General features: G+C 38.2%; 21 protein-coding genes and 1 rRNA gene. 6 read left to right on the top strand and 16 right to left on the bottom strand.

Going from position 1 to position 26,626, the window contains the following annotated elements; genetic code table 11:
- The 5 genes from AC0KUU_RS26310 to AC0KUU_RS26330 form a co-directional block, all read right to left on the bottom strand.
- Nucleotides 1-77, bottom strand: a 16S ribosomal RNA gene (locus AC0KUU_RS26310); the annotation flags it as partial.
- A gap of 412 nt (nt 78-489) precedes the next feature.
- Nucleotides 490-1,266, bottom strand: coding sequence for an enoyl-CoA hydratase-related protein (locus tag AC0KUU_RS26315; protein WP_043981729.1), 777 nt, complete (start codon nt 1,264-1,266; stop codon nt 490-492).
- A 35-nt stretch (nt 1,267-1,301) separates the two neighbouring features.
- Nucleotides 1,302-2,834 carry a fatty acid--CoA ligase family protein gene (locus AC0KUU_RS26320; protein ID WP_043981728.1) on the bottom strand — a complete coding sequence of 511 codons (1,533 nt, stop codon included), beginning with the start codon at nt 2,832-2,834 and terminating at the stop codon, nt 1,302-1,304.
- 169 nt (nt 2,835-3,003) lie between these two features.
- Entirely contained in the window at nt 3,004-3,993 is a 990-nt protein-coding gene (locus tag AC0KUU_RS26325; protein WP_043981727.1) for a lipoate--protein ligase, read from the bottom strand.
- 15 nt (nt 3,994-4,008) lie between these two features.
- A complete protein-coding gene (locus tag AC0KUU_RS26330) occupies nt 4,009-4,740 on the bottom strand; it encodes an MBL fold metallo-hydrolase (protein WP_162213603.1) in 732 nt (243 codons plus the stop codon).
- Between the two features lie 228 nt (nt 4,741-4,968).
- Between AC0KUU_RS26330 and yhfH the strand changes: the two genes are divergently transcribed.
- Entirely contained in the window at nt 4,969-5,100 is a 132-nt protein-coding gene (gene yhfH / locus AC0KUU_RS26335; protein ID WP_080781675.1) for a protein YhfH, read from the top strand.
- A 38-nt stretch (nt 5,101-5,138) separates the two neighbouring features.
- On the opposite strand, the gene AC0KUU_RS26340 is transcribed toward yhfH, so the two are convergent.
- The 3 genes from AC0KUU_RS26340 to AC0KUU_RS26350 all read right to left on the bottom strand — a co-directional run bounded on the left by AC0KUU_RS26340 (nt 5,139) and on the right by AC0KUU_RS26350 (nt 9,959).
- Nucleotides 5,139-6,722, bottom strand: coding sequence for a response regulator (locus AC0KUU_RS26340; RefSeq protein WP_043981725.1), 1,584 nt, complete (start codon nt 6,720-6,722; stop codon nt 5,139-5,141).
- The gene (locus tag AC0KUU_RS26345) at nt 6,700-8,520 is read right to left on the bottom strand and encodes a cache domain-containing sensor histidine kinase (protein WP_043981724.1); all 1,821 of its coding nucleotides are present in this window, start codon (nt 8,518-8,520) and stop codon (nt 6,700-6,702) included. The genes AC0KUU_RS26340 and AC0KUU_RS26345 overlap by 23 nt, the downstream gene beginning before the upstream one ends.
- 149 nt (nt 8,521-8,669) lie before the next feature.
- On the bottom strand, nt 8,670-9,959 hold the full coding sequence (locus AC0KUU_RS26350; RefSeq protein WP_028410288.1) for an ABC transporter substrate-binding protein: 1,290 nt from the start codon (nt 9,957-9,959) through the stop codon (nt 8,670-8,672).
- Nucleotides 9,960-10,239: 280 nt separating this feature from the next.
- Here AC0KUU_RS26350 and AC0KUU_RS26355 point away from each other — a divergent pair, with 280 nt between their 5' ends.
- A complete protein-coding gene (locus tag AC0KUU_RS26355) occupies nt 10,240-12,411 on the top strand; it encodes a peptidoglycan D,D-transpeptidase FtsI family protein (protein ID WP_237075251.1) in 2,172 nt (723 codons plus the stop codon).
- Between the two features lie 52 nt (nt 12,412-12,463).
- On the opposite strand, the gene AC0KUU_RS26360 is transcribed toward AC0KUU_RS26355, so the two are convergent.
- The 5 genes from AC0KUU_RS26360 to AC0KUU_RS26380 all read right to left on the bottom strand — a co-directional run bounded on the left by AC0KUU_RS26360 (nt 12,464) and on the right by AC0KUU_RS26380 (nt 19,154).
- Complete coding sequence (locus AC0KUU_RS26360) at nt 12,464-13,033, bottom strand: TetR/AcrR family transcriptional regulator (protein ID WP_013081690.1); 570 nt, start codon at nt 13,031-13,033, stop codon at nt 12,464-12,466.
- A gap of 162 nt (nt 13,034-13,195) precedes the next feature.
- On the bottom strand, nt 13,196-14,617 hold the full coding sequence (gene hemY / locus AC0KUU_RS26365) for a protoporphyrinogen oxidase (RefSeq protein ID WP_013055331.1): 1,422 nt from the start codon (nt 14,615-14,617) through the stop codon (nt 13,196-13,198).
- A 137-nt stretch (nt 14,618-14,754) separates the two neighbouring features.
- Entirely contained in the window at nt 14,755-15,687 is a 933-nt protein-coding gene (hemH, locus tag AC0KUU_RS26370; protein WP_322551713.1) for a ferrochelatase, read from the bottom strand.
- Nucleotides 15,688-15,784: 97 nt separating this feature from the next.
- Nucleotides 15,785-16,828: a uroporphyrinogen decarboxylase gene (gene hemE, locus AC0KUU_RS26375; RefSeq protein ID WP_013055329.1), complete on the bottom strand. Its 1,044-nt coding sequence runs from the start codon at nt 16,826-16,828 to the stop codon at nt 15,785-15,787.
- 196 nt (nt 16,829-17,024) lie between these two features.
- Nucleotides 17,025-19,154, bottom strand: coding sequence for a transglycosylase domain-containing protein (locus tag AC0KUU_RS26380; RefSeq protein WP_322551712.1), 2,130 nt, complete (start codon nt 19,152-19,154; stop codon nt 17,025-17,027).
- Between the two features lie 185 nt (nt 19,155-19,339).
- Between AC0KUU_RS26380 and AC0KUU_RS26385 the strand changes: the two genes are divergently transcribed.
- Together AC0KUU_RS26385 and AC0KUU_RS26390 are read left to right on the top strand one after the other, a co-directional pair.
- A complete protein-coding gene (locus AC0KUU_RS26385; protein ID WP_013055327.1) occupies nt 19,340-19,846 on the top strand; it encodes an antibiotic biosynthesis monooxygenase family protein in 507 nt (168 codons plus the stop codon).
- Nucleotides 19,847-19,929: 83 nt separating this feature from the next.
- Nucleotides 19,930-21,318, top strand: a complete 1,389-nt coding sequence (locus AC0KUU_RS26390) for a hypothetical protein (RefSeq protein ID WP_043981719.1) — start codon at nt 19,930-19,932, stop codon at nt 21,316-21,318.
- A gap of 47 nt (nt 21,319-21,365) precedes the next feature.
- On the opposite strand, the gene AC0KUU_RS26395 is transcribed toward AC0KUU_RS26390, so the two are convergent.
- A complete protein-coding gene (locus AC0KUU_RS26395; protein ID WP_162213599.1) occupies nt 21,366-22,031 on the bottom strand; it encodes a phosphatase PAP2 family protein in 666 nt (221 codons plus the stop codon).
- A gap of 224 nt (nt 22,032-22,255) precedes the next feature.
- Between AC0KUU_RS26395 and AC0KUU_RS26400 the strand changes: the two genes are divergently transcribed.
- Nucleotides 22,256-23,464 carry a M20 family metallopeptidase gene (locus tag AC0KUU_RS26400; RefSeq protein ID WP_322551711.1) on the top strand — a complete coding sequence of 403 codons (1,209 nt, stop codon included), beginning with the start codon at nt 22,256-22,258 and terminating at the stop codon, nt 23,462-23,464.
- Nucleotides 23,465-23,577: 113 nt separating this feature from the next.
- Nucleotides 23,578-24,297 carry an EcsC family protein gene (locus AC0KUU_RS26405; protein ID WP_165575579.1) on the top strand — a complete coding sequence of 240 codons (720 nt, stop codon included), beginning with the start codon at nt 23,578-23,580 and terminating at the stop codon, nt 24,295-24,297.
- A 38-nt stretch (nt 24,298-24,335) separates the two neighbouring features.
- Here the strand turns inward: AC0KUU_RS26405 and AC0KUU_RS26410 are convergent, their stop codons facing one another.
- Both AC0KUU_RS26410 and AC0KUU_RS26415 read right to left on the bottom strand, forming a co-directional pair.
- On the bottom strand, nt 24,336-25,541 hold the full coding sequence (locus AC0KUU_RS26410; RefSeq protein ID WP_237075254.1) for an ABC transporter permease: 1,206 nt from the start codon (nt 25,539-25,541) through the stop codon (nt 24,336-24,338).
- Entirely contained in the window at nt 25,534-26,277 is a 744-nt protein-coding gene (locus AC0KUU_RS26415; RefSeq protein ID WP_043981714.1) for an ABC transporter ATP-binding protein, read from the bottom strand. The genes AC0KUU_RS26410 and AC0KUU_RS26415 overlap by 8 nt, the downstream gene beginning before the upstream one ends.
- Nucleotides 26,278-26,626 lie beyond the last annotated feature (349 nt).

Here is a 26,626-nt window from a genome sequence, read left to right on the forward strand (position 1 = left end):
TAATCAGTTCGCTCGACTTGCATGTATTAGGCACGCCGCCAGCGTTCATCCTGAGCCAGGATCAAACTCTCCGAAGAAATGTTTGACTTGCTCAATTTAAAAAATAAAAATTAACGTTGACGTTTGTCGCTTTGTTCAGTTTTCAAAGTTCAACCGCCGCTCTTAAGCGACTTTATCATCTTATCAAGTTATCAACGTAATGTCAACAACTTTTTAAAATTCTTTTTTTAGCTTCGTTGTTAACGGTATGTCTCAACGACGCTTTATAATAATAAAATATATTTTAACTAAAGTCAACGGTTTTCAAAGAAAAAATTAAAAACTATTATTTATAGATTTGAACAACGACTGCTGCAACGTATTATAGTAAATATTATAGACAAAAGCCAGCTGTAACTTTGCCTTCTTTGCTCCTGCGCTTTTACGTATTCTTTTTTATTATTCTTATAGAAGAAACTAAGAAAGAGCTGTCCATTAGACAGCCCTTTCCTATTTCCCTTTAAAACTAGGTCTTCTCTTCTCAGCAAATGCTTGAAGCGCCTCGAGACGATCTTCTGTCGGAATCGTTAACTCATATGCTTTTCGTTCAATTTGCAAACCAGTCTGCAAATCGGCCTTCATTCCTTCTTTAATAGCAAATTTTGCTTGCTGAAGTGCAATTGGCCCATTTTTCAATAAAAGAGAGATAAAAATATCTATTGTTTCTTCTATTTCATATCCGGGAGCCACCTTCGTTACTAGACCACATTCTTTCGCTTCTGATGCTGAGAGACGCTGAGCTGTTAAAATGAGTTCCATTGCTTTTGCTTCCCCAACTAACCGAGGGAGACGCTGTGTTCCTCCTGCGCCTGGTATAATCGCTAAGCTTGTTTCCGTTAAACCCATAAGCGCTTCGGTTGAAGCAATCCGGAAATCACATGCTAAAGCCAGCTCCATTCCTCCTCCAAATGCATATCCATTGATGATTGCTATCGTTGGCTGCGGAAGCTGCTCTATCTTCGAAAACACTTCTCCTATCTTGTAAATATTGCGCTTTACCTCTTGATCAGAGAGAGTTTTACGTTCTTTTAAATCGGCCCCTACACTAAAAGACTTTTCACCTGCTCCTTTAAACGTCACAACTCGAATATCTTTTTGAATACGAATTCCTTCAATTACTTCTTCCAATTCTTTAAGCATATCGTAATTAAAAGCATTCATCGCTTCCGGACGGTTCAGTATCACATGGGCGACGTGTCCCTTCATTTCATAAGAAATAGATGACATCCTTTTACTACCTCCAACTTGGAATCGCTTTCATTTTATCGTTCCTGAGATACTTGCTGCTTCAATGCACGACGTAAAATTTTTCCCGTTGTATTTTTAGGAAGTTCTTTTAAAAATTCAATTTCACTTGGCACTTTATATTTAGCAAGGTGCTCTTTGCAATAGGCAATAAGCTTCTCTTCCGTTATCTCTTGATTATTGCAAACCACGTAACACTTCACACATTCACCTAAAGAAGGATCAGGGACTCCGATAACAGCCACTTCTACAATATCCCGATGCGCATATAGCACTTCTTCTACTTCGCGAGGATAAACATTATATCCTCCTACAATAATTAAATCTTTTTTACGGTCAACGATATAAAAATAACCTTCCTTATCCATTCTTGCTAAGTCACCTGTATACAGCCAACCATCTCGGAGAGCATATTCCGTGTCTTCTGGAAGCTTGTAATACCCTTTCATCACGTTAGGGCCTTTGACGATAAGTTCGCCAACTTGTCCTACTTCTACTTCTTCTCCTAGTTCGTTCACCACTTTATTTTCAACATTCATAATAGATGTGCCTATAGAACCGGCTTTTCTCTCTCGGTCAATCGGATTGAAACACGTCACAGGAGAAGCCTCAGATAATCCATACCCTTCTGCTACCATTACCCCAAACTTACGTTCAAAATTGGTTAGAAGTGCCACCGGCATTGATGCCCCGCCTGATATACAAAGCCTTACCGTGTGAAAGTGCTCTTTTTTCCCTTTGTCATGCTGAAGTAAGAAATTATACATTGTGGGAACGCCGGCAAAAATAGTCGCTTGTCGATTTTGAATTAATTCAAATATAGAAGATGGACTGAATTTTGGTTCAATTAATATCGTTCCTCCATTCATTAAAGGCGCATTCAATGAAACAGTTAAACAAAATACGTGAAACATCGGCAAAGCAGCTACGACTCGGTCATTCCCATTTATACTTAAATAATCTGCTACGTCTTGAGCATTTGAATAAATATTCTTATGTGTAAGCATAGCTCCTTTTGGTTTTCCAGTCGTTCCTGACGTATACAGAATGATAGCCACATCTTCTTCTTTTAACTCCAGAAAATCATATGTAGCTTCTCCTCTGTTTATAACTTGCGAAAACGTGTGAAAATAAGAAGGTATATTTTCCACTGTATCTGTCGTTTCACATAAGATAACATGTTCCAAAAATGGAGTGTGTCCAATGATTTTCTTTAAAATAGGGAGAAGTAAATCAACCGCAATAACTGCTTTTACATCTCCATCCTGAAGCATGTAGCTAATTTCATCCGCTGTGTAAATAGGATTAATAGGTATAACAGTAGCTCCTACTCGAAGAGCACCGTACAATCCAATCACAAAATGAGGCGAGTTGCCGACAATCAAAGCGATATGATCTCCTTTTTTTACACCTAATTGCTTCAGACCATCAGCAAACTTAGATACCGATGCATCAAGATTTGCATAAGATGTTTCCTGGTCCATAAAAACATATGCCGATTTTTGTGGAAATTGCTCAGCTGTTTTATGAAGCTGTGCTGACAAATTCATCTCATAACTTCCTCCTTTTAATAATGAATGAATGAACAACCATTCATTATTAAGTCATAATAATGTAAAAATTCTTACTTCTTCTATTCTATTATAATGTTACTGCTGTTCCATTGACAAGACTCATCTGTTTAAAAAGAAAAAAAGCCTGATGTAGCAGACTTTTTTCTTAATAGATTAATTCAACAAACTCTTCTTTTGTAATATTACCAAAATAATGTGGAATATCGATGTCTTCTAAGGCTTGTTCAATAGAAGCTTTTTCATAACGAACACCTGTTAATTTTTCCTGTACTTCCTCGACATCTCCCACTCCAAAGAAATCTCCGTAAATGGTGCAAGCATCGATTTTTCCTTTATTCACTTCTAAACGAACGTCGATTTGTCCCACAGGAAAGCGGTGAGAGTGCTGTAAGTTAAATTTAGGTGATTTTCCATAGTTCCAATCCCATGACTGATAGCGCTCTTTAGAAATTTGATGAATCGTTTCCCAATCTTTTTCCGTTAGTTTATATTCTGTTATATTTTCTTCTCCGTCAAAGATATATCGAAGCAGCATTTCTCTAAACTCTTCCACCGTTACTTTCTGTTCTAAAAATTCGCTGATATTTGCTACTCTATTTCGAATAGACTTAATGCCTTTGGATTCAATTTTATCTTTTTTTACTTTTAACGCTGATACGACGTTTTCAATCTCTGAATCAAAAAGAAGAGTTCCATGGCTGAACATTCTCCCTTTCGTTGAAAACTGAGCATTTCCAGAAATTTTCCGTCCTTCAGCCATTAAATCATTTCGTCCGCTTAGCTCGGCATTAACTCCTAATTTCTTTAACGCTTCCACGACCGGCTCGGTAAACTTTTTAAAATTATGAAAGCTATTTCCATCGTCTTTCGTAATAAAGCTGAAGTTTAAATTTCCTTTATCATGATAAACGGCCCCGCCTCCAGACAGACGTCTCACTACATGAATTTGCTGATCTTCAACATATTTTGTATTAATCTCCTCAATGGTGTTCTGGTTTTTCCCAATAATAATAGAAGGTTCATTAATATAAAACAGCAGATATGTCTCATTAATGTCTAGATGCTTGAGCGCATACTCTTCAATTGCTAAGTTAATTCGGGGATCATAGTTTTTTTGATTATCAATAAATAACATTCATTTTCCTCCTTGTTATTCCCATACATATCCTGATTCAGCTAACGTAAGCGTACCTCTATAATGAGCAGCAGCTTCCTCTACTAGCTGTTGATGTTCTCCATAGTGCGGAAGGTGAGTAAGCATGAGGTGTTTGACACTTGCTTTTGAAGCAAGTGTACCGGCTTCTGTACTTGTCATGTGTCCAGCGCCTCTTCCATCTTGGTTAGCATAAAAATTACATTCACAAATGAGAAGATCTGCTTCGTCTGAGAAGGAAATAAACTCTTCTAAATAGCTAGAGTCCGCTGTGTACACGACAGTTTGATTGCCGGCGCTTATTCTCATGGCATAACAAACGACTGGATGCTTCGTTTTCATAAATTCGATGGTAAAAGGCCCAACTTCAAGTTTTTGACTCGGATCATACTCTACCCCTTTAGTAATTCCTTTATGAGTAAGTTTGTTGAAGCTTTCCTGATCATATGTATGTCCATAAATAGAAAGTTCCTTAACAGCGTTTCCTAGATGAGTCTGAATGAGGCGTGCATATTGAAATACTCCGACATCAGCCACGTGATCATGATGATAATGAGATAAAATCATAGCATCTATTTCTTCTGGCTTTGCATATTTTTGCAGCTGAGCCAATGCACCGCTTCCACAATCAACAAGCATCTGAAACCCATCGTGCTCCACTAAATAGCTAGAAGTAGCTTCTGAAACCGCAGGATATCCTCCCCAAAAACCAATAACAGTTACTTTCATTTCAATCACCCTTTCGTACTATTTTTATTACGTTCAGTATACCCTACTTTTTTTTGAAAACTAACTGAAAGGCACTCGTTTCGGCGATTTTATCGAAATAACTCATTGTTATATAACAAATAACCACTTAGAATAGCAAAATAGGCTAAATTGTTATAAAACATAATTGACATTTTATCATCTGTTATAATACAATGTTAGTAACAAAAACAACGGAGGGGATTTAAAATGTTAGAAAAAATGACTGAATTTTTCAAAAGATTACCCAATAAAAAGTGCGTAGAATGCGGAAACGACATTGAGGAACAGCATGAATGCTACGGAAACAAATGTGATCACTGTCTAGATGTCATGAAATAAAAAAAGCTGAAACTGTTTTATAACAGTTTCAGCTTTTTTTATACGGTCAAACTGCGATACTCGTTTGGCGTAATGCCTTCTACTTTTTTAAACACTTTTCGAAAGTATTTATCATCATGATATCCAATCATATTCGCAATTTCATAGATTTTTAGTTCTTCATTTAGTAAAAGTGATTTGGCTTTATTCATTCTGACTTTCACCATATAATCTGAAATGTTTTCTTGAAATTCTTGCTTAAACTTCCTCGAAATGTATTCACGGCTTAGATAGAAACGTTCCGATATTTCTTGAAGCTTCACATCTCGATGAAAATTTTGCTGCAAATATTGTTCGATTTCATAAATAACGTCGCGATTGTTTTTCTTGCTATACCTTTTTACTACTTTTAAAAAGCGCTTTACTTCACGCTTCTTTCTCTCTACATACTTTGCTAGCTGAAACTGCCCATCTTGGTTATAGAAAAAAGAAAGAACATATTCAGGACCGTTATTTATCGTATAAGGAATGTGATATCTTTTTAACCAATGCTGGCTTAACAGCTGATATTCCTGCTCAAAATGCAGAATTTGCTTTAATGAGAGATAATTTTGTGCTTCAAAAGCTGTGATAATTTCGTTGAATACCGGCAAAAAGGCTTCAAACTTCCCGACTTGCAGCGCTTCTTCAATTTTACTATTATAATCCATCATATTTATTAATAAAGCACTTGCTAAAACGTCTTGCTCGCCGTAGACCTTCACTTTATTTTGATCAAGAACATTGCTTAATAAAAGCGAGTTTTTCGCATCTTCATAGGATTTCATTAGCTGATCAATAGAAGAAACTTTGCACCCTCTTGCAATCCGACAGCTCACGTCTAGCGTACGGCGAATGGCTGTATGTAAAGTCGTCAGTAAAGAGGTTATGCGTTCAAAATCATTCCAAAATATAATAATAATTTCCCACTTATTTGATAAATAACGGAAGGCTACCCCATTTTCTTCTGCCATCAGCATTTCATTGATTACATTTAAAATTGAAAAATAGGCTAAATCCCGGTCACCGCCAAAAGAACGAATGATGGATTCATCTACACGTACAATCCCCACTTCATACTCTCTAGTCAGATGGAAACCAAACTCTTCATAGATTGATTGATTTAGCAAATAATTGTTCATTAACTGCGTCAGTTTTCGATCTCGATAAATCGGCTTCATTTCATTGATTAAACGATAGCTGCTATTATGGACTTTTCTGGACTCTTCTTCTTTCTTCCATTGGGTTACAGCTCGTATAAGCGTATCGTTTAAAATCGAAGGATCCACTGGTTTTAGAATATAATCCGTACTTCCAAAATGAATAGCTTTACGCATATAGTGGTAGTCATCATACCCTGTTACCACAATCGTTTTGCTAGAAGGCGAATTCTCTTTAATCCACTCCAACAAAGCAATTCCATCGATATTAGGCATCTTCATATCAGTAAAAATGATTTCCGGTCCGTGATCCTCGATAAGCGCAATCGCTTGCTCACCGCTATCAGCTTCTATCACATCTGTAATTTCATGCTCTTCCCACTGTCCAAGCAGCTTTATTCCTTCTCTTACATGCTCTTCATCATCCACGATTAATACTTTCATCACTATCCCTCTTTTCTTCAATTGTTGTTAGCTTTATGACAACGGTAAAATCGTGATTTTCTTGACTGCTAATTTGCATTGAAGCATGATCTCCATAGTAGATGCGAAGTCGTTCATAAATGTTTTGCAACCCAATATGCTCATCTGTTTGATTATACGATTGCTGAAGTCTCGTTTTTAATTGATTCAACTCTTGTTGCCCTATCCCTTTTCCGTTATCAGAAACCGTTAGAATCAGTTCTTCACCGTTCAAATCCGCTGAAATCAGTAGCTTTCCGCTTCCTGTACGGGTTTCGAATCCATGCTTAAAAGAATTCTCAACAAGAGGCTGCAAAATCATTTTCGGTATTCGCATAAGCTCTGCTTCTTTTTCGATATTTAACTCATACTCAAACTTTGAACCAAACCGCTGCTTTTGCAGACTTAAGAAAGCTTTTACGTGATCGACTTCTTGCTTTAAGCTAACGATATCCTCTTTCATATTCATGCTGTAACGCATAATGTGCGAAAGTGAGGTTAATAAAGAATATACTTCAACTGCTTTATGCTTAAGAGCAAGAGTTCCAATCGATTGAAATGCGTTGTATAAAAAATGCGGATTAATTTGTGACTGCAGTACTTTTAGCTGCGTTGATTTATTTTCTAATTCCAATCGAAATTTACGTTCAATCAAGTCATTAATTGTTTCTACCATAGAGGTAAAATGCCTTCCTAAAACACCAAATTCATCGTTTCCAAGCGACTTAAACCGCACCTCAAATGATCCTTTTTCCACTTCTTTCATATTGCGAATCAATACGTTAATCGGCTGTGTAAAACGTACTGATATAAAAAGCGTAGCGATAACGAGCATACACAAAAATGGCAGGCCAATTAATACATTCATAAGTGCTGTCTTTCTTGCATCCTCATATAAAACACTGTAAGGAATTCGTTTCACAATGTACAAGTCCTCAAAGGGCTGTTTAAGCTTTTCATACATTAATACGCCTGAGAAGCTTTTATCTTCCCATTCCATGCTATGGTCTTTTTGAGAAGTGAGCGCCTTCACCCACGCGTAGTTTTCATTTTTTCCAATAACCTTTGAATTAGAGGAATACAAAACCTTCCCTTTATTGTTCATTAAATAAAAATCTTCTGACTCTTCATTATATAGACGCTGCGATATAGATTGAATTTGTGTCATATTAATGTCTAAAGATAGATAAGCTAACAACTTGTCTGATGGAATCTCATCAATCCGCTGATGAAAGCTAATAACTTGATTCGGCAGTGAATCAATTAACGTTGATAAATTATTGTAGCTATAAATTTCATGGGTAGGCTCAATCACAAGAAATTTATGATTTTTATTTAAATAAGAATAGTAAGGCTGAGTGTAAATATCATCGTACTTTCCTCTGCTGCTCACTTTCGAATTATAAGCTGTATACGAGTCATGCCCGTTTTCAATGTAAAGATGGAGCTGTTCAATCTCTGGACGAGTATTATATAAATAAAGAAGAGTCCGTGATATTTCCAGTTGATTGGCTCCTAAGTCACTTGATACACCTTCATCTAACACCTTAATAAATGGGTGGTAGCCGTACAGCCTTTTTGTAATATTAGCAATTTCATTTAAGTAATCGCTCAAATCATTGCTTCCGTTTTTAATAACTTGATAGTTGGTAGAAATAAATCGGTTCTTAACCGTTTCTTTTGTGTATTGATACGTAAAAATCGTTGAAATTAAAAATGGAATAACCGTTGCGAATAAGAAAAACAAAATTAATTTCTTGCGTATGCTCCAGCCTTTCACAAATAACCTCCTTTGACTAATGTCATACATTATGACTATTATTATACATTAAAAGCGCTTTCAATTAACTATTATTTTTTCATAACTATGAATCTAACCAGCTATTTTTTCACACCAAAAAGTCCGCGTTTTCCACGCGGACTTCTTGTTTATTTTTTCATTTTTGCCCAAATTGTATCTAATTTCTTCATAAATTCTTCTTCTGTCATTTGCTTGCCTGCGTAAGACTGCATTGCTGCGCCGACTTCTTGAACCGTTCCTTCCGGATACTTAAACCAGTTCCAAGATAATGTTTTACCTTCTTCAGAGTATTTTAAGATATCATCAGATAAAGAATCGATTCCTTTTCCATCGATGTTTTTGAACGCTGGAATGAACTTGAACTTTTCAACTAAGAATTTTTGACCCTCTTTAGAAGAAACCATCCAATTTAAGAATTCCTTCGCTGCTTTTTTATCTGCATCTGGCGCATTTTTGTTTACTACCCAGTTATTTGGAACTCCGATTGCTAATTTATCATTTTTCTTTGCATCGTTGCTGATTGGCATTGGAATAAAGCCCATTTTCATATCCGGATTAATTTTCGTAATCATATTTACCGTCCAGTTACCTTGTTGCATCATTGCTGTTTCACCAGAAGCAAATTGAGTAACTTGTGTATTGTAGTCTGTCGTTAGTGGATTTTTATTTCCATACTTTAACGTTAAATCGAACAGATTCATAAATTGCTTAAACGTTTCATTGCCTTCAAATTTTGCTTTTCCTTCGTTTAGACCTTTAATAAACGCATCTGGATCGTCTTGCTGTGCCATTGGAATATTAAATAAGTGGTTACCTAGCACCCACCACTCGCCGTATCCATTAGAAAATGGCGTAATGCCTTTTGCTTTAAGCTTCTTAGAAGCTGCTTCTAATTCTGACAGCGTTTTAGGTAATTCTTTAACGCCTGCTTTTTCAAATAAATCTTTATTATAAATAAAACCATAACCTTCTAAGTTTAGCGGCTGACCATAAATTTTCCCGTCCATTGTCATCGGTTCTTTGGCGATATCATACAGATTATCTACCCACGGCTGATCAGATAAATCTTCCAATTTATCCTTCCACGTTTGCGCTTCTTGGAACCCTCCATTGTTAAAGATATCAGGTTCATTTCCAGAGGCAAACTGTGCTTTTAATGCTGCACCATAGTCCGCGCCTCCGCCGACTGTTTGGATGTTAAACTTTACGTTTGGATGTTCTTTTGTATATTCATCCGTTAATTCTTTCAGCTGATCTGCAATTTCCACTTTGAACTGGAACATATCAATAACAACTTGATCACCTGAGCCTGTTGATTTACTTGCTTTTGAATCCGTACCTGAGTTTGAACATGCTGTCGCAAATAAAAGTGATGTTGCTAACACGCCAGACATTATTGAAAGCCTTTTCATTTTCATTCGTTTTGCCCCCCTTGATATCTATCTCTCTTTATTTTACCGATTCTAGGACATTTGAACAGGTAACAATATTGAACAACCGAGTGGAAAATATTGAACAACCCCTTCAGCACCCTTCGACAGGTCTCTCTTCTTCCGCAAAAATTTCTATAAATTTTTTGTCTGTTTTATTCCACCTAATAACATTTATAGACAAAATTATGTTAATATGTAGAGTGATAGATTCATAAGAAAATTTATGAATTTTTTTAACTTGTATAAACAAAGTGAAGGGGTTTACATGAAAACTAAAAAGCGCAAAAAAACACATGTCTCATTTCGAATTAACTGGCTGTTTATTGTGGTTTTCCTGCTTTTTTCTGCACTCATTTTACGATTAGGCTTCGTACAGATCGTGTACGGAGAGAACTATAAACGAGAAGTTGAAAAAACAGAAGATGAAACGGTAGATTCACCGGTTCCTCGCGGAAAGATGCTAGACCGCTATGACCGCGTTATCGTGGATAATAAACCGTTGAACGCTGTCACGTACACGCGTTTGAAAGGCGTCACTCAAGAAGACAAGCTAAAAGTAGCTAAAAAGCTTGCCACTCTTATTGATGTTCCTGTTACAACAGACGTGTTTGGCAAATCGGCTGAAAAGAAAGATAAAAATACGATTAAGCTAACAGAACGCGACTTAAAAGATTACTGGATTGCAACTCATCCAAAAGCAGCAGCGAAAAAAATTACCGCAGCGGATAAGCAAAAAGTAAAAGAAGGTCAACTTTCTGAAGATGATTTATATCCTCTTCAGCTAAAGCGCATCACAAAAAACGAACTTCTATCGGTGAAAGATGACCTTGAAGTGATTGCTATTAAAAGCAAGATGGAAGGCGGCTACGCGTTAACCGCGCAAATTATTAAAAGCGGATTAACCGATAAAGAGCTTGCCGTCATTAGTGAGCAGTTGGGTGACTTACCAGGCGTCGATACGACAACTTACTGGGACCGTATGTATACATACGACGGCTTACTTAGCACGCTGCTTGGTAAAATCACATCAGCAGATGAAGGATTGCCAAGCGAAAACTTACAGTACTATTTATCACACGGCTACAGCCGTAATGACCGAGTAGGAAAAAGTTATTTAGAAAAGCAGTACGAAGACGTTCTTCGCGGTCAAAAAGCCCGCGTGCAAAACGTAACAGACCGCTCTGGCAACCTAGTGAGCCAAGAGACCGTTACTGAAGGTCAGCGCGGCAGTGACTTAATTTTAACAATTGATATGGAGCTTCAAAAGCAAGTCGAAGATATTTTAACAAAAGCTGTGACATCCGGTGCTGCTGGTTCACGATTAATGGACCGAGCGTTTGCCATTATGATGGACCCTCATACAGGAGACATTTTAGCAATGGGCGGAAAACAGCTCGTTACAGATAAAAAGACCGGAGCACGAAAAGTACAAGATTTTGCTCTTGGTAACATGACTACTTCTTATGAAGTAGGTTCGGCTGTAAAAGGAGCTACTGTTCTTGCAGGTCTTGACTCAGGCGCTATTCAGCCCGGAACGGTGTTTTATGATGCACCGATGACATTTGCTGGGGGCACTAAGAAAAAGTCTTCACATAATATGGGAGCTACCGGAATCCAAAAAGCGCTAGAACAATCATCAAACGTGTTCATGTACCGTACGGTTATGAGCATGGCTGGTGAAACGTACCGCCCTGGCGGCAGACTGAACATTCCACCGTCTATCTTTAATAAGCTGCGCTCATACTATAGCCAGTTTGGTCTTGGAATTTCAACGGGCATCGAATTAGAAAACGAATCAACGGGTATTCGCAATACTGTAACAAATGAACCAGGTAAAGCGCTAGATTTTGGTATTGGACAGTATGATACGTACACACCGCTTCAGCTTGTTCAATACATTTCAACGATTGCAAACGGCGGCTATCGTATGAAACCCCATCTAGTAAAAGAAATTCGTGAGCCTGAGCTTGATAGTGAACTAAAAGGAAGCGTACAAAGCTCGTTTGAGCCGGAAGTATTAAACCGTATTACAATGAGTCAATCGGAAATTGACATTGTTAAGGAAGGCTTCCGCCGCGTAGTCACAAGCTCACATGGTACAGGGCGTTTACTTAATTTAGGGAAATATCGTCAGTATAACATTGCTGGTAAATCCGGGACAGCTGAAACCTTTAACAAAGGTGTAAGCGTACGTAACTCTACATTCGTTTCATACGCGCCTTATGATAATCCGGAAGTAGCAGTAGCGGTTGTTATTCCTTCTGCTTATGTAGCAGGTACATCTAACACGTTAAGTAAAACTATTACAGGTGATTCTATTAAAGCTTACTTTGACCTTAAAAAAGAAGGCGAAAAAGAAGTAGAGCAAAAAGAAGAAGATGCAAAAACAGGAAATACAGAATTAAACGGCGTAAAAAAAGATGATAATGAACAATAAAAAAGGTCTCGTCATGAGACCTTTTTTGTTTTTTCTATGAAAAAAGCCCATCTCACTGAGACAGACCGCGTAAAAAGTATAGTTCAATTAATTCAGCAATTTTTTCTTCTGAAAGCGGCTCATGCCGTTTTTCCCAATCATAGACGAGTGCAATGTACATTTTAAATAGTAAAAAAGCTGTGAGCTCCGGGTTGCACGGTTTGATTTCTTTTTTAGAAATCGCAATTTCGATTTTGTTTTTTATATAAGTCAAAATCTCTTCTTCTACTCGTACCAGCACTTCTTGCACTGCTGTAGTGCCTAACTGCTGTTCCTGTACCAGCTTCAGCATGAGCTGATGCTCAGTGCGGAATTCTAAGATTCGAAAAATGGCTGCTTGGGCATTTTCAAAAAAAGGACGGTTGCTATCAATGACAGTTTCAGCTGCATCTGTCATTTCTCGAATCATTCGTGTCACAATTTCATCGAATAACTCTTCTTTGTTTTTAAAAAAAGTATAAATCGTTCCTTTTCCGACATTTGCAAGCTTCGCCACTTGCTCCATAGTCGTTGCTTTATATCCAAACAGCGCAAATGATTTTGACGCTGCATCAACAACTGATTGCTTTCGGTCTATCGCCACGTTATCCCCTTCTTTCTGACCAAATGAATATTTCAGTCAACAAGTACGGTTTTACTATAGCATAAGTTTCTTTTGCTTTTCAACCACAATCTCTTCTCTTAGTATAACCTTTCTCTACAGGTAGTAGACAAAAAAGCGGAGCATTGATTCACCGCTCCACTTCTACAGTTGCTGCACATATTTAACCGCTTTTTTAGCCACATCTTCTCCTTGCTCTACACATTCTGGTATACCCAGACCTTCGTATGAGCTTCCCGCTACATAAAGACCGGCCAGCTCTTTTTCAAGCTGTTCGTTCATCGTATCTAGCATATCGTGATGTCCGACCGTATACTGAGGCATTGACTGCTTCCATCTCGTTACCGCGTAAAATTCAGGCTCAGCAGAAATGGTAATGAGCTTCTTCAAATCCTCCAGGACAATTTTGAAAATTTCATCGTCAGGCTGATCCACCACAGCTTCATCCCCGGTTCGTCCAACTAAACATCTCAGCAGCACTTTTCCTTCCGGAACCGCATGCGGCCACTTTTTATTTAGCCATGTGCACGCCGTAATCGTGTAATCGCTATTTCTTGAAACGGCGATGTTCATTGCATCTAGATTGTCTTGCAGCGCTTCTTGTGCAAAGGCTATCACAACAGTAGCTACTGAAGTGGAAGGCATATGCTTCAACGGTTCGAATATTTTATATTCCGAAAGCATAGACTGAGCAGCTGCATGAGGAGAAGTTACAATAACGCTGTCTGCTTTTATGACTTTCCCGCTATTTAACGATAATTCATATGTGGTATCTTCTTTATAAATTTTCTCTACTTTTATTCCTTTTGTAATAATATCAGGATCTATTGCTTTTTCTACCCCATCTACTAGCGATTGAAGACCTTCTTTTAATGTTAAAAAGACACTATTTTTTTTAAACTCCGAATCATCACCGTGCTGTGGGTGAATTTCTTTTAGCTTTTTCATTCCAACAATTAAGCTTCTGTACTTATGTTCAGCGTGCAGAAACTGTGGAAATGTTGATCGTAAACTCAAGCGATCAACGTCTCCTGCGTAAATTCCTGATAATAGAGGCTCAATTAAATTTTCAACAACTTCATCACCAAACCGTCTTCTAAAAAATACGCCTAGCGAACGGTCATCCTGATTTTTTGTCTTCGGTATGAAAAAATCAGCTGCTGCGCGCAGCTTGCCAACAGGTGAAAATAACCCTGTTGTGATAAAAGGAGATAACTTGGTTGGTATCCCCATTACAGCACCATCAGGCAGCGCATGCGGTGTATCTTTTACTAGAATATAGGATTTTCCTTTTTCATTTCCGACTAGCTCCCTGCCTAACCCTACTTCTTTTGCCAGTTTTGTAGCAGCTAGCTTACGCGCTAAAAATGAATCAGGACCTTTTTCAAATAAATACCCGTCTCGTTTGACCGTTTGAATTTTTCCACCAAGCCGATGCGTCGCTTCTATTAGTTGAAGATCAATTGGCAGCTGATGATCCTTTATTTTTTTTTGCAAATAATAGGCAGCTGAAAGACCTGTTATTCCTCCACCGATGATGACAACCTTTTTTCGTCTATCCGTCATGTTATCATCGCCTTTTCTGTAAAATTCAATATAAAGAGAAGCGATTATGGAAATCCATAGCTCGCTTCTTACTTTTCTCTATATTGATTATAAGTTACTTTTCATCCCTGTTCAACGTACAAAGAATCTATATTGACTTAGCGGGCAATCTGTTTTAAAACAACTGTAGCTAACCCATCGATAAATTCAGGCTGTGCATTTGGCATTTCAGGGCGGTAATAATCAGCCCCAATTTCATCTGTCACAACTTTGCATTCATAGTCGTTATCATAAAGTACTTCTAAGTGGTCTGCGATAAATCCAACCGGAGTATACACGAACGATGTATAGCCTTTTTCTTCATGCAATTCTCTTGTTAAATCTTGAACATCCGGACCTATCCATGGTTCAGGCGTATTTCCAGCACTTTGCCAGCCAATTTCGTAATGTTCAATACCAGCTGCTTGTGCAATTAAATCCGCTGTTTCTTGAAGCTGATTTGGATATGGATCTCCTGCTGCAATAATTTTTTCCGGCAAGCTATGTGCAGATACAATCAACACGGCTTTTTGGCGTTTCTCTTCGTCCATTAAATCAAACGTTTGTTTAACACGTGTAGCCCAGTACTGAATGAACTTTGGCTCACTGTACCAGCTTTCTACTGAATGAATGATTGGTCCTCCTAATTTTTCAGCCGTTTCTTTGGCGCGCCCATTATAGGATTTTACGCTAAACGTTGAAAAGTGAGGTGCAAGCACAATGCTGACCGCTTCTTTAATTCCGTCTTTATGCATGGCTTCTACTGCATCTTCAACAAACGGTTCAATATGCTTTAAGCCAAGATACGCTTTAAATTCAATTTCATCCTGCACTTCATTCAAGCGCTTTTCCAGACTTTCCATTTGCTGTTGCGTAATTTTGGCAAGAGGTGAAATGCCCCCGATTGCTTCGTAGCGGTTTTGTAAATCTTCTAAGGCTTCTGATGAAGGTTTACGTCCGCGGCGGATATGTGTATAGTAACGTTCAACATCTTCTTCTTTATATGGCGTTCCATATGCCATTACAAGTAATCCCATTACTTTTTTACTCATGTGTTCGACACCTCTTTATTAGATTCAATACTTGTCTTCATTTTGCCATGAATAAAAAGAAAAATTCAAAGTTTAGCGCTCCAAATTATTTGACAATTTATTGTCTATTTGCAGAATATTCATGAATAAAGGTTGTTAAACGCTTTAACGTTTCCGGCTGAACCTGTGGAAAAACGCCGTGCCCCAAGTTAAAGATGTAACCAGGACTGGCCATCCCTTTATCTAATATTTCTGTTACACGTTCTTCAATAACTTCCCATGGAGCTAACAAAATAGCAGGATCTAAGTTTCCTTGCAGTGTTTTTGTTAAGCCTAATGCACGTGCTTCATCCAGCTGTGTTCTCCAATCTAATCCCACTACATCCAGCGGCAGATCATGCCATTCTTTTGCCAAATGACTTGCCCCTACTCCAAACATAATGAGCGGTACATTTTTTTCACGTAAAGAGGTGAAAATTCGCTCCATAACAGGTTTTATAAAGTAACGATAATCCGCTACATTTAAAGCACCTACCCATGAATCAAAGATTTGAATGGCTTTTGCCCCAGCGTCAATTTGCGCTTTTACATATGTAATCGTCATATCTGCTAACTTATCCATTAGTGCAAACCATGCTTTAGGTTCGGTATACATAAATGCTTTTGTTTTATTGTAATTTTTTGAAGGTCCTCCTTCAATCATATAGCTTGCCACTGTAAAAGGAGCACCTGCAAAGCCAATTAGAGGTACGTTTAACTGTTCTGTTGTTAACAGCTTAATCGTATCTAATACATACGGAACATCTTCTTCCGGCGTAATTTCTCCTAGTTTTTCTACATCGCTTAAAGATTGAATTGGATTAGAAATTACGGGACCAATTCCTGACTTGATTTCAACATCCACTCCAATTGAAGGAAGCGGTGACATTATATCTTTATATAAAATAGCTGCATCCACTCCGTACTGTTCAACGGGCAGACGTGTTACGTATGCTCCAAGCTCTGGCTGATGAGTGATTTCAAATAAAGAGTACTTCTCTTTTAGCTTTCGGTATTCCGGCTGTGAACGCCCTGCTTGGCGCATATACCAAACCGGAACATGATCCGTTTTTTCCCCTCTACAGGCTTTTAAAAAAGTATCGTTAAACGTTCCTTGACTCATAATTTCCACCTTTCTCGATTGTCTTCCATCCGTATTTTCTTCGATTAGACAGACAATAATCAGCAAAGGAACATACCGGTTCCTCTACTGATTAAAGTTTCACGTTATATTCTCTACTTGTCACTATACCCATTTCTTTACGACTTGTATAGCCACCTGTTAAAAATGTCAAAAATTCGCCCTACTCTTCCTTTTTTTATTGAAAAAGAGCAGGTGTTACTTCGTTGGATTTTTTTCCTTTTTGTTTTGTTTGGGAATTGTAAGGAACTACATAATAAGTAGGACTGTCGAGCAGATTCACACGCTCTTTTTCAAATGCTCCTTTTCCCTTCACTTTGCCAATTACTTCGGCTTTATCTCCTTTTTTCTCATAAACATAATAAACAGCTCTTTTATCAGGTGAAGGTGTCCACGATAAATTTACCGTTAACAAACCAAATGGATGGAATGTTAATTCTTGTTTTAAGTCTTTAACTTCCTCTAAGCGTATTGGTTTTGGCAAATCTTTAACGCCTGCTGGCTTTTGAAATGCAGCTTCGTCGTAACCAGCTCTTGTGAGAATGTCTTTAAATAATAGCGTCGGATAAGAACTTCCTTTTGTTAAATAATGCTGGTCATTTGTAGAATCATATCCCATCCACACGCTTCCTACAACATCTGGCGTATACCCAACGAACCAAGCATCCCTTGTAGCTCCTTTAACATTCGTATACGAAGTAGACCCTGTTTTTCCTGCTAACTCTCCTTTAAACTCTCCATTTTTTGCCGTTCCTTCTTTAACAACTCCTTGAAGCATTTTTGTTATATACCAAGCCGTCTGTTTTGAAAATGCTTTGTGAGTGTCGGGAACAGCTTTTGCAATCACTTTTCCGTCTTGATCTTTTATTTCTTGAATAAAGTACGGTTGGATGTTTTCTCCATTTTCAGCAAATGCACGGTACGCTCCTGCTAATTGAAGCGGTGTAATTCCTTCCTTTAATCCTCCAAGAGCAATCGCAAGCCCTTTATCTTCTAAAGGAATTCCTAGCTTTGTGAGATACTGCTTACTTGTTTCAACTCCTAGCTGATTCAACGTCCAGACGGCAGCTGCGTTTTTAGAATCTTTTAGGGCATCGTACATCGTTACCTTTTTAGCATATTGACCGTCTACATTTTTAGGTGTGTATCCCCCGTAGCTTCTAAGCTTGTCTTGCAGCAAGGAATAAGGCTTGAATTGACCTTCTTCTAACGCAGGGCCATATACCGCAATAGGTTTCATCGTAGAACCTGGCTGTCTTTTGACATTTACGCGATTGAGCGACTTTTGTACATAATCTCGTCCTCCCATAACAGATAAAACTCCTCCGCTTTTGTTATCGACTAATACAAAAGCACCTTGGGCACTTTTATCTGTACCTGGAAAATAACGATTTTCTTTCATCAGCTCGTAGGCGGCTTCTTGTACTTTTGTACTCATAGGTACTTTGACCGTATAACCGCCGCGCAGAAGCTCATTGCTCGAAATACTGTATTTCTTCTCTGCTTCTTGAATAACCATATCGATATAGGTTAGATACGCTGGGTTTTTAGCCTGTTCCTTTACGTTCAACCCCAGCGTTCTTCCTTGCAAACGGACATTTTTTTCAGCTGATAAATAACCTGCTTTTTGCATGGCATTTAACACAACATTTCTACGTTCTATACTTTTTTCCGGATGTAAAATAGGAGAATAAGAATTCGGTGCTTTTGGCAGTGCAGCGAGCAGTGCACCTTCTTCTACCGTTAATTCGGAGACATCTTTATTGAAGTAAAGCTTGGATGCAGCTTGGATTCCATAGGCTCCGTGTCCAAAGTATATTTGGTTCAAATACATTTCAAGCAGTTTTTGCTTACTGTAACGCTGCTCCAAGTTAATGGCCACCACTACTTCTTTTGTTTTTCTAAGCAACGTTTTATCATTAGATAAAAATACATTTTTAGCCAACTGCTGTGTTAAAGTACTTCCTCCTTCAACACTTCCTCCAGCCAATATATCTCGGTATAATGCTCGACCAATAGATTTAAAATCGATTCCGTGGTGTTCATAAAAACGAACGTCTTCAATTGAAATAAATGCTTGTTGCACATGCTTTGGAATCTTATCAATTGAAACCAAGTCCCGATTTTTCACATAGAGCTTTGTTAATTCGTCTCCATTTTCGTCCACTAACCTCGTAGCCGAGTCCATGACGATCTTTTTCTCATCAATTACATAGTTTCCAAGAAACAAGATGATAATATATCCAATCAATCCTAATAGAAAAATTCCAACTAAGGCAGCAATTGCGTATAAGCCTTTTTTGTACATCGTGCCACCCCTTTTCTTTCGCTGAACTTTTGATAATATGGAAAACAACTTCATCAATGTTTTACTTTACCATCTTCATTAGAAGTTCACAATTTTTGAATTTTTGTGTGTAAAATTTTATAATTTTAGTATGATTTACAATTGTAAATTGTATGCAATTCCCAATTAGAAAGGAAGTATAATCCATGAAGATCTTTATTACTTACGGAACAGGCCCTTACCTTCAGAAGTTGATCGACGAACATCCGAGTGAACGTTTGCTACTGCTTCACAAAGATGACGATCAATTTGCACTAGTTCACGAAACAGATGGAGATACAATTTTTAAAGAAGGACATGCTTATGAGGTATTAGATGCTTCTGGAGATCTTGCAGATAGCGGATTTGCTGTACTAAATAATATTTCAGTTACAGATGAAGGCCGTCCTTTGTTTGAACAGCGATTTAGCCAACGAGCTCGTTTAATTGAAAATGAAGCAGGCTTCTCAGCTATTCGTGTGCTTCGTCCACTGCAAAATGACACATACATTATCTTTACAGGATGGAAAGATGAAAGTTCATTTAGCGATTGGCAGTCTTCAAAAGCCTATAATGAAGCACACAAAAAACGCGGTACGTCAGAAGGCGTGGATCAGCAGCCATCGATTTTCTCTCGCCCTTCTTATGTGACCTCATACCACGTAGTTAAATAAGTAAACATCCTCCTAGTAGGCGAGTATCACAATAGGCACAAACGTCATATTGTATACTATATCACCTATTGGGAGGAATTTTTATGGGCATAGAGCTTGGAGCTCTTCATTGGATGTATGTCCTTTTTATCGCTTTCATTATCGGCTTTATGATTATGCGGCGAGATACGAGTATCCTTTGTATACTCGGGATTTTTTTACTTTCCTTAACGGCTACCTCTTCGTTAAGCCACTCCGTCAGCGCTGTTTTTTCCAGCTTCATTTATGCCATTACAGAACTGCTTCCTACCATTTTAATTATTTCAATTATTGTATCCATGAGTAAAGTCTTAATGGCTACAGGAATAAATGAATCGATGATTTCACCTTTTGCTCGCCTCATTAAAACGCCTGCTCTTGCCTATTGGGTTATTGGATTAGTTATGATGACCATCTCCTATTTTTTCTGGCCTTCTCCAGCCGTTGCTTTACTTGGAGCCGTGCTTTTACCAGTGGCCATCCGCGTAGGGCTTCCAGCTATAGGCGTAGCCGTAGCGATGAATTTGTTCGGCCACGGCGTTGCGCTTTCAGGAGACTTTGTTATTCAAGCTGCTCCTAAGATAACTGCTGACGCAGCAGGTCTTCCAGTTCACGAGGTGGTTCAAGCAAGTGTCCCTTTGGTCATTGTGATGGGAGTTGTTACGACACTCTCTGCTTTTTACTTTTTAAAACAAGATATGAAGCACAATAGAATTCACGCTCAACCGACAATGTTAACAAGCAGTTCTTCTGTCCAATCCACACCTCTTTCTTCTTCAGTACGCCGGGCTTTAGCCATTATAGTTCCCCTTTTCTTTGCTATAGACGTATGGGCAATGTTCGCCCTTCATTTACAGGGAGGAGATGCAACTGCTCTCGTTGGCGGCACAGCCTTATTTATTTTAGTGGTGGTTTCACTTATTGCTCACAAAGGAAAAGGTCTCGAACAAACAACTTCCTACTTGATTGAAGGCTTGCAGTTTGGTTTTAAAGTATTCGGTCCCGTTATTCCCATTGCAGCTTTTTTCTATTTAGGAGATGCTGGATTCACAACAATCATCGGTGACTTTCTTCCGAAAGGGTCACATGGACTTGTAAATGACCTAGGCGTTGCGCTTGCTTCCACTGTGCCGTTAACCGCACAGGTCGCCACTGTAACGATAACTGCTCTAGGAGCTATTACCGGATTAGACGGTTCAGGCTTTTCAGGCATTTCACTTGTAGGCTCTGTCTCTCATTTATTTGCATCTGCTTTAGGATCGGGCGCTGCCACCCTAACTGCTTTAGGGCAAATTGCTGCGATTTGGGTTGGGGGAGGCACATTGATTCCATGGGCATTGATTCCAGCTGCTGCGATTTGCGGAGTCAGTCCGTTTGAACTCGCCAGACGTAATTTAAAACCTGTAGCGATTGGATTAGTCGTTACAACAATTGTCGCGATGTTCTTAGTTTAAACAAAAGCCCCCTTCTTTTTATGAAGGGGGCCATATGTATATATTTTTTACATGCCTTTTGGAAACTCTTTTTCCGCTGAAGGCTTTACATACGCATAAACAAGCGTATAGAAGAAAATGCCTACAATAAGCCACATAAGCCCTAAGCTGTAGCCAGCTAAGACATCTGTTAAAAAATGTTCTCTTAATAGAATACGGCTCACACCTATTAATAAAACAATTAAAGTAATTGCAAGCTGATACCGCTTGGCTACCTTTTGACTGTTCATATGCTTTGTGAGAAAAAAGATAATCAGACCATAAATAAGAATTCCCATCATCGCATGGCCGCTTGGAAAACTGTAGCCTTCGATGCCTCCAAGAGGACGCCCTCGTTCTACCGCATCCTTAACTGCTTTATTAATAATATCACCGCTTAAAATAAATAAAAATGCCGATATCATACCGATATAGTCCTTTTTAAAAAATAAAAAAACGAGAAGTACAGCTAAAAGAACCATAATCATCACTTTTGAAGCTAAAAAAGACAAGCCATGAAAAACAGATGACGCTGACTGAAGAACAGTGCTGTCATCTATAGCTGAAACAAGCCAGTGGTCTCCTTGAAAAGAATCTGTCGACACAACAAACAACACTCCTAAAAAAACGAGACCTGCCCCCCCAAACACCCACATCAATTTTTTGTACAGGGATACAGTTTGTGAATCTACCATATCGTTACCTCCTATTATCTCATGAGAAAATTGGCAAAAAACTCATTCTTTATCCCTATTCCTCATCTTATGTATCTATTATGTATATAAAATATTTCATGATTCAATTACTTTTTTCAATAACAACGCTTACATTCTTTTCTTTTTAATAGATAATGATATAATGATTAAAATGTCAAAAAATTCAAAACTTTATTCAACCTATACAGAAAGGATATGGTCACGTGAATTCCAAGCTACATACTTTACTTGAAGAAAAATTTGATGAAATGGTTCAAGTCCGCCGATATCTGCATCAGTATCCAGAACCGTCTTTTAAAGAATTTCAAACCGCTGCCTACATTCGATCTTTTTATGACAAAATCGGTATTTCTTACCGAGCAAATGTAGGAGGAAACGGCATTGTAGCAAGCATTCAAGGAGGAAACCCTGGTCCTACTGTAGCTTTGAGAGCCGACTTTGATGCCCTGCCTATTCAAGATGAAAAAGATGCACCATATCAATCAACTGTTCCCGGTGTAATGCATGCGTGTGGTCACGATGGTCATACAGCTACTCTTTTAGTCCTTGCTAAAGCGCTTTTTGAAATAAGGGATTCTCTCCCTGGTAAAATCATCTTCATTCATCAGCACGCCGAAGAGTACGCACCCGGAGGCGCCAAGTCCATGATTGAAGACGGATGCTTAGACGGTGTAGACGCGATATTCGGAACGCATTTATGGTCATTAACTCCAACTGGTGTCGTTCAATATCGAACGGGCCCTATTATGGCTGCTGCTGATCGCTTTGAAATTACGATCAAAGGAGCAGGCGGCCACGGTGCACAGCCTCACAAAACAAAAGATTCAATCGTCATCGCCTCTCAGCTTGTTGTTAATTTACAGCAAATTGTAAGCAGACGTGTAAACCCAATTGATTCAGCGGTTGTGAGCATAGGTTCTTTTGTAGCAGAAAATGCATTTAATATTATTGCTGATTCTGCTCGACTAATTGGAACGGTAAGAACATTTAATGAAGATGTACGAAATGACGTAGAAAAAGAAATCAAACGAATTGTCCAAGGTACATGCTTAACAGCTGACGCTTCTTATGAACTGAGTTATACGCGCGGCTATCCTTCCGTCGTCAACCACCCGGAAGAAACGGCCTTTCTTGCTTCTGCTGCTTCTCAAATCGATGAAGTTCATACAGTCGAAGAAACGGAGCCTCACATGACTGGGGAAGATTTCTCTTATTATTTGCAGCATATTAAAGGAACGTTCTTTTTTACAGGGGCTCAGCCAGAAGGTGTAGATGCTCCGTATCCTCATCATCATCCTAAATTTGATTTTAACGAAAAAGCAATGCTTATCGCAGCTAAAACGCTTGGTACGGCTGCTGTTGAGTATTTAAGAGAACAAGCTCCTTCTAAAAACGTAATAAAAGCGAATTAATCATTCAGCAAGCATTCGTACAGATAAGCAGACGAGTGCTTGTTGTTTTATTTGAGGAACCTTTTCCTCACTTAAAACGTAGTATTTATATCGACTGAAATGAGGTGATTTTTTTGAATACGTATGAAGAAAAAGTGTTACAAGAAGCTGAACATTGGAAATTCAGCATGTTGAAACGACCTTCTAAATTTCAACGGACCGCAAAATCTTTACAGCTTAAAATAAATGAAAAAATCCCTGCTAAAGTCCATAAAATTATGACTGAAAGCATAAAAAAAATGGTTGAAACCACGCTTGTTGGATCCGATTTCACCACTAAAAAAAGAGATGTCAGCGGTCTTTCATTTGAAGAAAAAGAGAACAGAATTTTGGAACTCATACCTAAGTACAAAAAAACAGCTGCTGTAGAAGGAGCTGGTACTGGTGCAGGCGGTATCCTTTTAGGTGCAGCAGATTTCCCGCTTCTTCTTTCCATAAAAATGAAGTGCTTATTTGACATTGCCGCTACGTATGGTTTTGATGTAAAAGAAAAAGAAGAACGCATTTATATGCTGTATATTTTTCATCTTGCCTTTTGCAGCGACGACCATAGAACGAAGCTGCTCGAAGTAGTAGAAAACTGGGAAGAAAAGAAAGAGGAACTTCTTGAGCTTGATTGGAAAGCTTTTCAACAAGAATACCGTGATTACATTGATGTTGTGAAAATGTTTCAGCTTATGCCGGGAATTGGAGCTGTTATAGGTGCATATGCTAATTATCAGCTTCTTGACCATCTCACAAAAGTAGCAATGAACGTCTATCGCTTCCGTATATTATCTTCGTCTCCAAAGTAGTCTAAAAACGTAAAAAAGCTCCTTTCGGAGCTTTTTTTTTACGTTAATTTTTTATTTACATATGCATGTACAAATAAGTGAATAAATATAGCACCTGCTGCCACGGAAAGCAGTGCAGCAACTATATTAGAAAAAGCCACCGCTATGGCGAGCACAAGAATTTGTACATACAGCGCTTTTTTCCATACGTCCAAAAATGCCTTTTTCCGTTCTTTAGCTTCAACCGGATAAAGAGAAAGCCATAAAATCTGTTTGTGCTGCTTCCAAAGCGGAAGTAATTGAAAACCCGTCATGTATACAACAAATAAAACAACCACTATATTGCCGTATTGAAACGGCGCAGCTACAATTAAAAATCCGCCAATGACAGTTAAGCGAACGAGCAAACTTAAATAATCTCCTGATCGCAAAAATGTTCTGGTGTATAAGTAATGGTAAGTGGCACTTTGACGAAATGGAATACGTGCTACTAGCCAATCTAAATATCTACGGCGTTTGATTCGCTCTTTCACCTGAGGAACGTCCGTAAATAAATTAGCTAATCGATAAAAATAGCCCATGCGCTTTTCTTCTAAGTCAATTAGCTTTTCCCATTTGATCGGCTTTCTTTTTGTAAGCGAGCGATAATAAATGGCTAGCGCAATCATAATCACCGCTACGATTCCTGTAAAGAATGCGTATGCATGGGAAAATAAGAAGTACGTAAAAACTGCGTTCAAGAAAAACCTGACGATATAATCTGTCCACTTCGCCCACTTTTCTTCAAACCATACAGCCCACCAAGACATGCCTAAGTTTACAACTTTCAAGATGAGTAATAGCAGAAAAAACACAAAAACGTTTGAGTAAGAATCATGCATTACCTTTACTTGAAGAGGTGCTGCTGCACCAGTTGCAAATAATAAAATATAAAGCTGAATCGTAAAGGTAAACCAAAAAGATTTTTTGAAATAAGGCTGAAGCTTCGTCTCCAAAGGAAGTAAAAAGACTAAATCAGGTCGTTTTAAAAACGTTTGAATTTGACCCATGGTTAAAATCAATCCCATAAGTATCGCAATCACTACAGCCGAAGGAAACGCAGGTGTTAATGTACTCAACCACTGTTGATAATAGTAGGCCAAACCGCCAATTGCAAAAATTAACACTAATTTAATGTGGTCATTTAAGATATATTTTGTATATCTTCTTATATCCACTAAATACTGCTGAAACCGTTGCTTCCATAATGCATCAATCTTACTCATAGCCTTCTTCCTTTGTTAATTCAATATAAATTTCATCAAGAGTAGCATTGCGCATTTGAAATTCTTCTTGAAGGTCTTTAAGCGTTCCTTGCGCTCTTACTTCTCCGTTATGTAAAATAACAAATTTATCGCAGTAGCGTTCCGCGGTCGCCAAAATGTGTGTGGACATTAAAATGCCTGCACCTTGCTTTTTCATATCCGTCATCAAATCAAGTAAAGATTGAATACCCAGCGGATCTAAACCTAAAAAAGGTTCATCAATAATATAAAGAGACGGCTGAACCAAAAAAGCGCACATAATCATAACCTTCTGCTTCATTCCTTTTGAAAAATGCGCAGGGAACCATTTTAACTTCCGGTCTAAACGAAACTCTTTTAAAAGCGGCTGCAGACGGGCTTCATATGTTTGAGGCTCAAGTCCATAAGCCATAGCTGTAAGGTCTAAATGTTCTTTTAATGTTAATTCATCGTATAACACAGGAGTTTCTGGAATAAACGTAAACTGACTTCGATAACCTGTTGGATCTTGTTGAAAGGTTTTATTATTAATGGATACACTTCCTTTTTTTGCTTCCATTAATCCAATGATATGTTTAATCGTTGTACTTTTGCCGGCCCCGTTTAACCCGATTAACCCGACTAATTCACCTGCATTTACATCAAACGATACATCTTTTAAGACGGGAGTTTTTGTATATCCCCCTGTAATATTGTTAATTTGCAATAAAGAACCCATCACGATCTCCTTTTATTTGTTCTTTTTGTCTCCAAGCGCAAGCGCTATTTGCTCTATTGTACCAAATCTTTTTCTTCCTCACATTGTTTTCAATTTTTTTCGGTTAATTTTTCCAGAATATAATCGAAATATCGGGACATTCTATATAGGGAAGAAGGAAAACAAGTTATTGATTACAACTAATCATTACAAAGCTTCTTACATTTGGGATGAGGTGTCTACAGCAGGCATATTTCAGAAAACCTTATTGTAAATCGATGTATGTTTGATTCATAAGGGGATGGTAGTCATGAACGTAGTAAGAATATATATAATGGGTAGACAATAATGTTCATTTATTACTGTGTAG

This window comes from Priestia sp. ST2 (assembly GCF_055810735.1).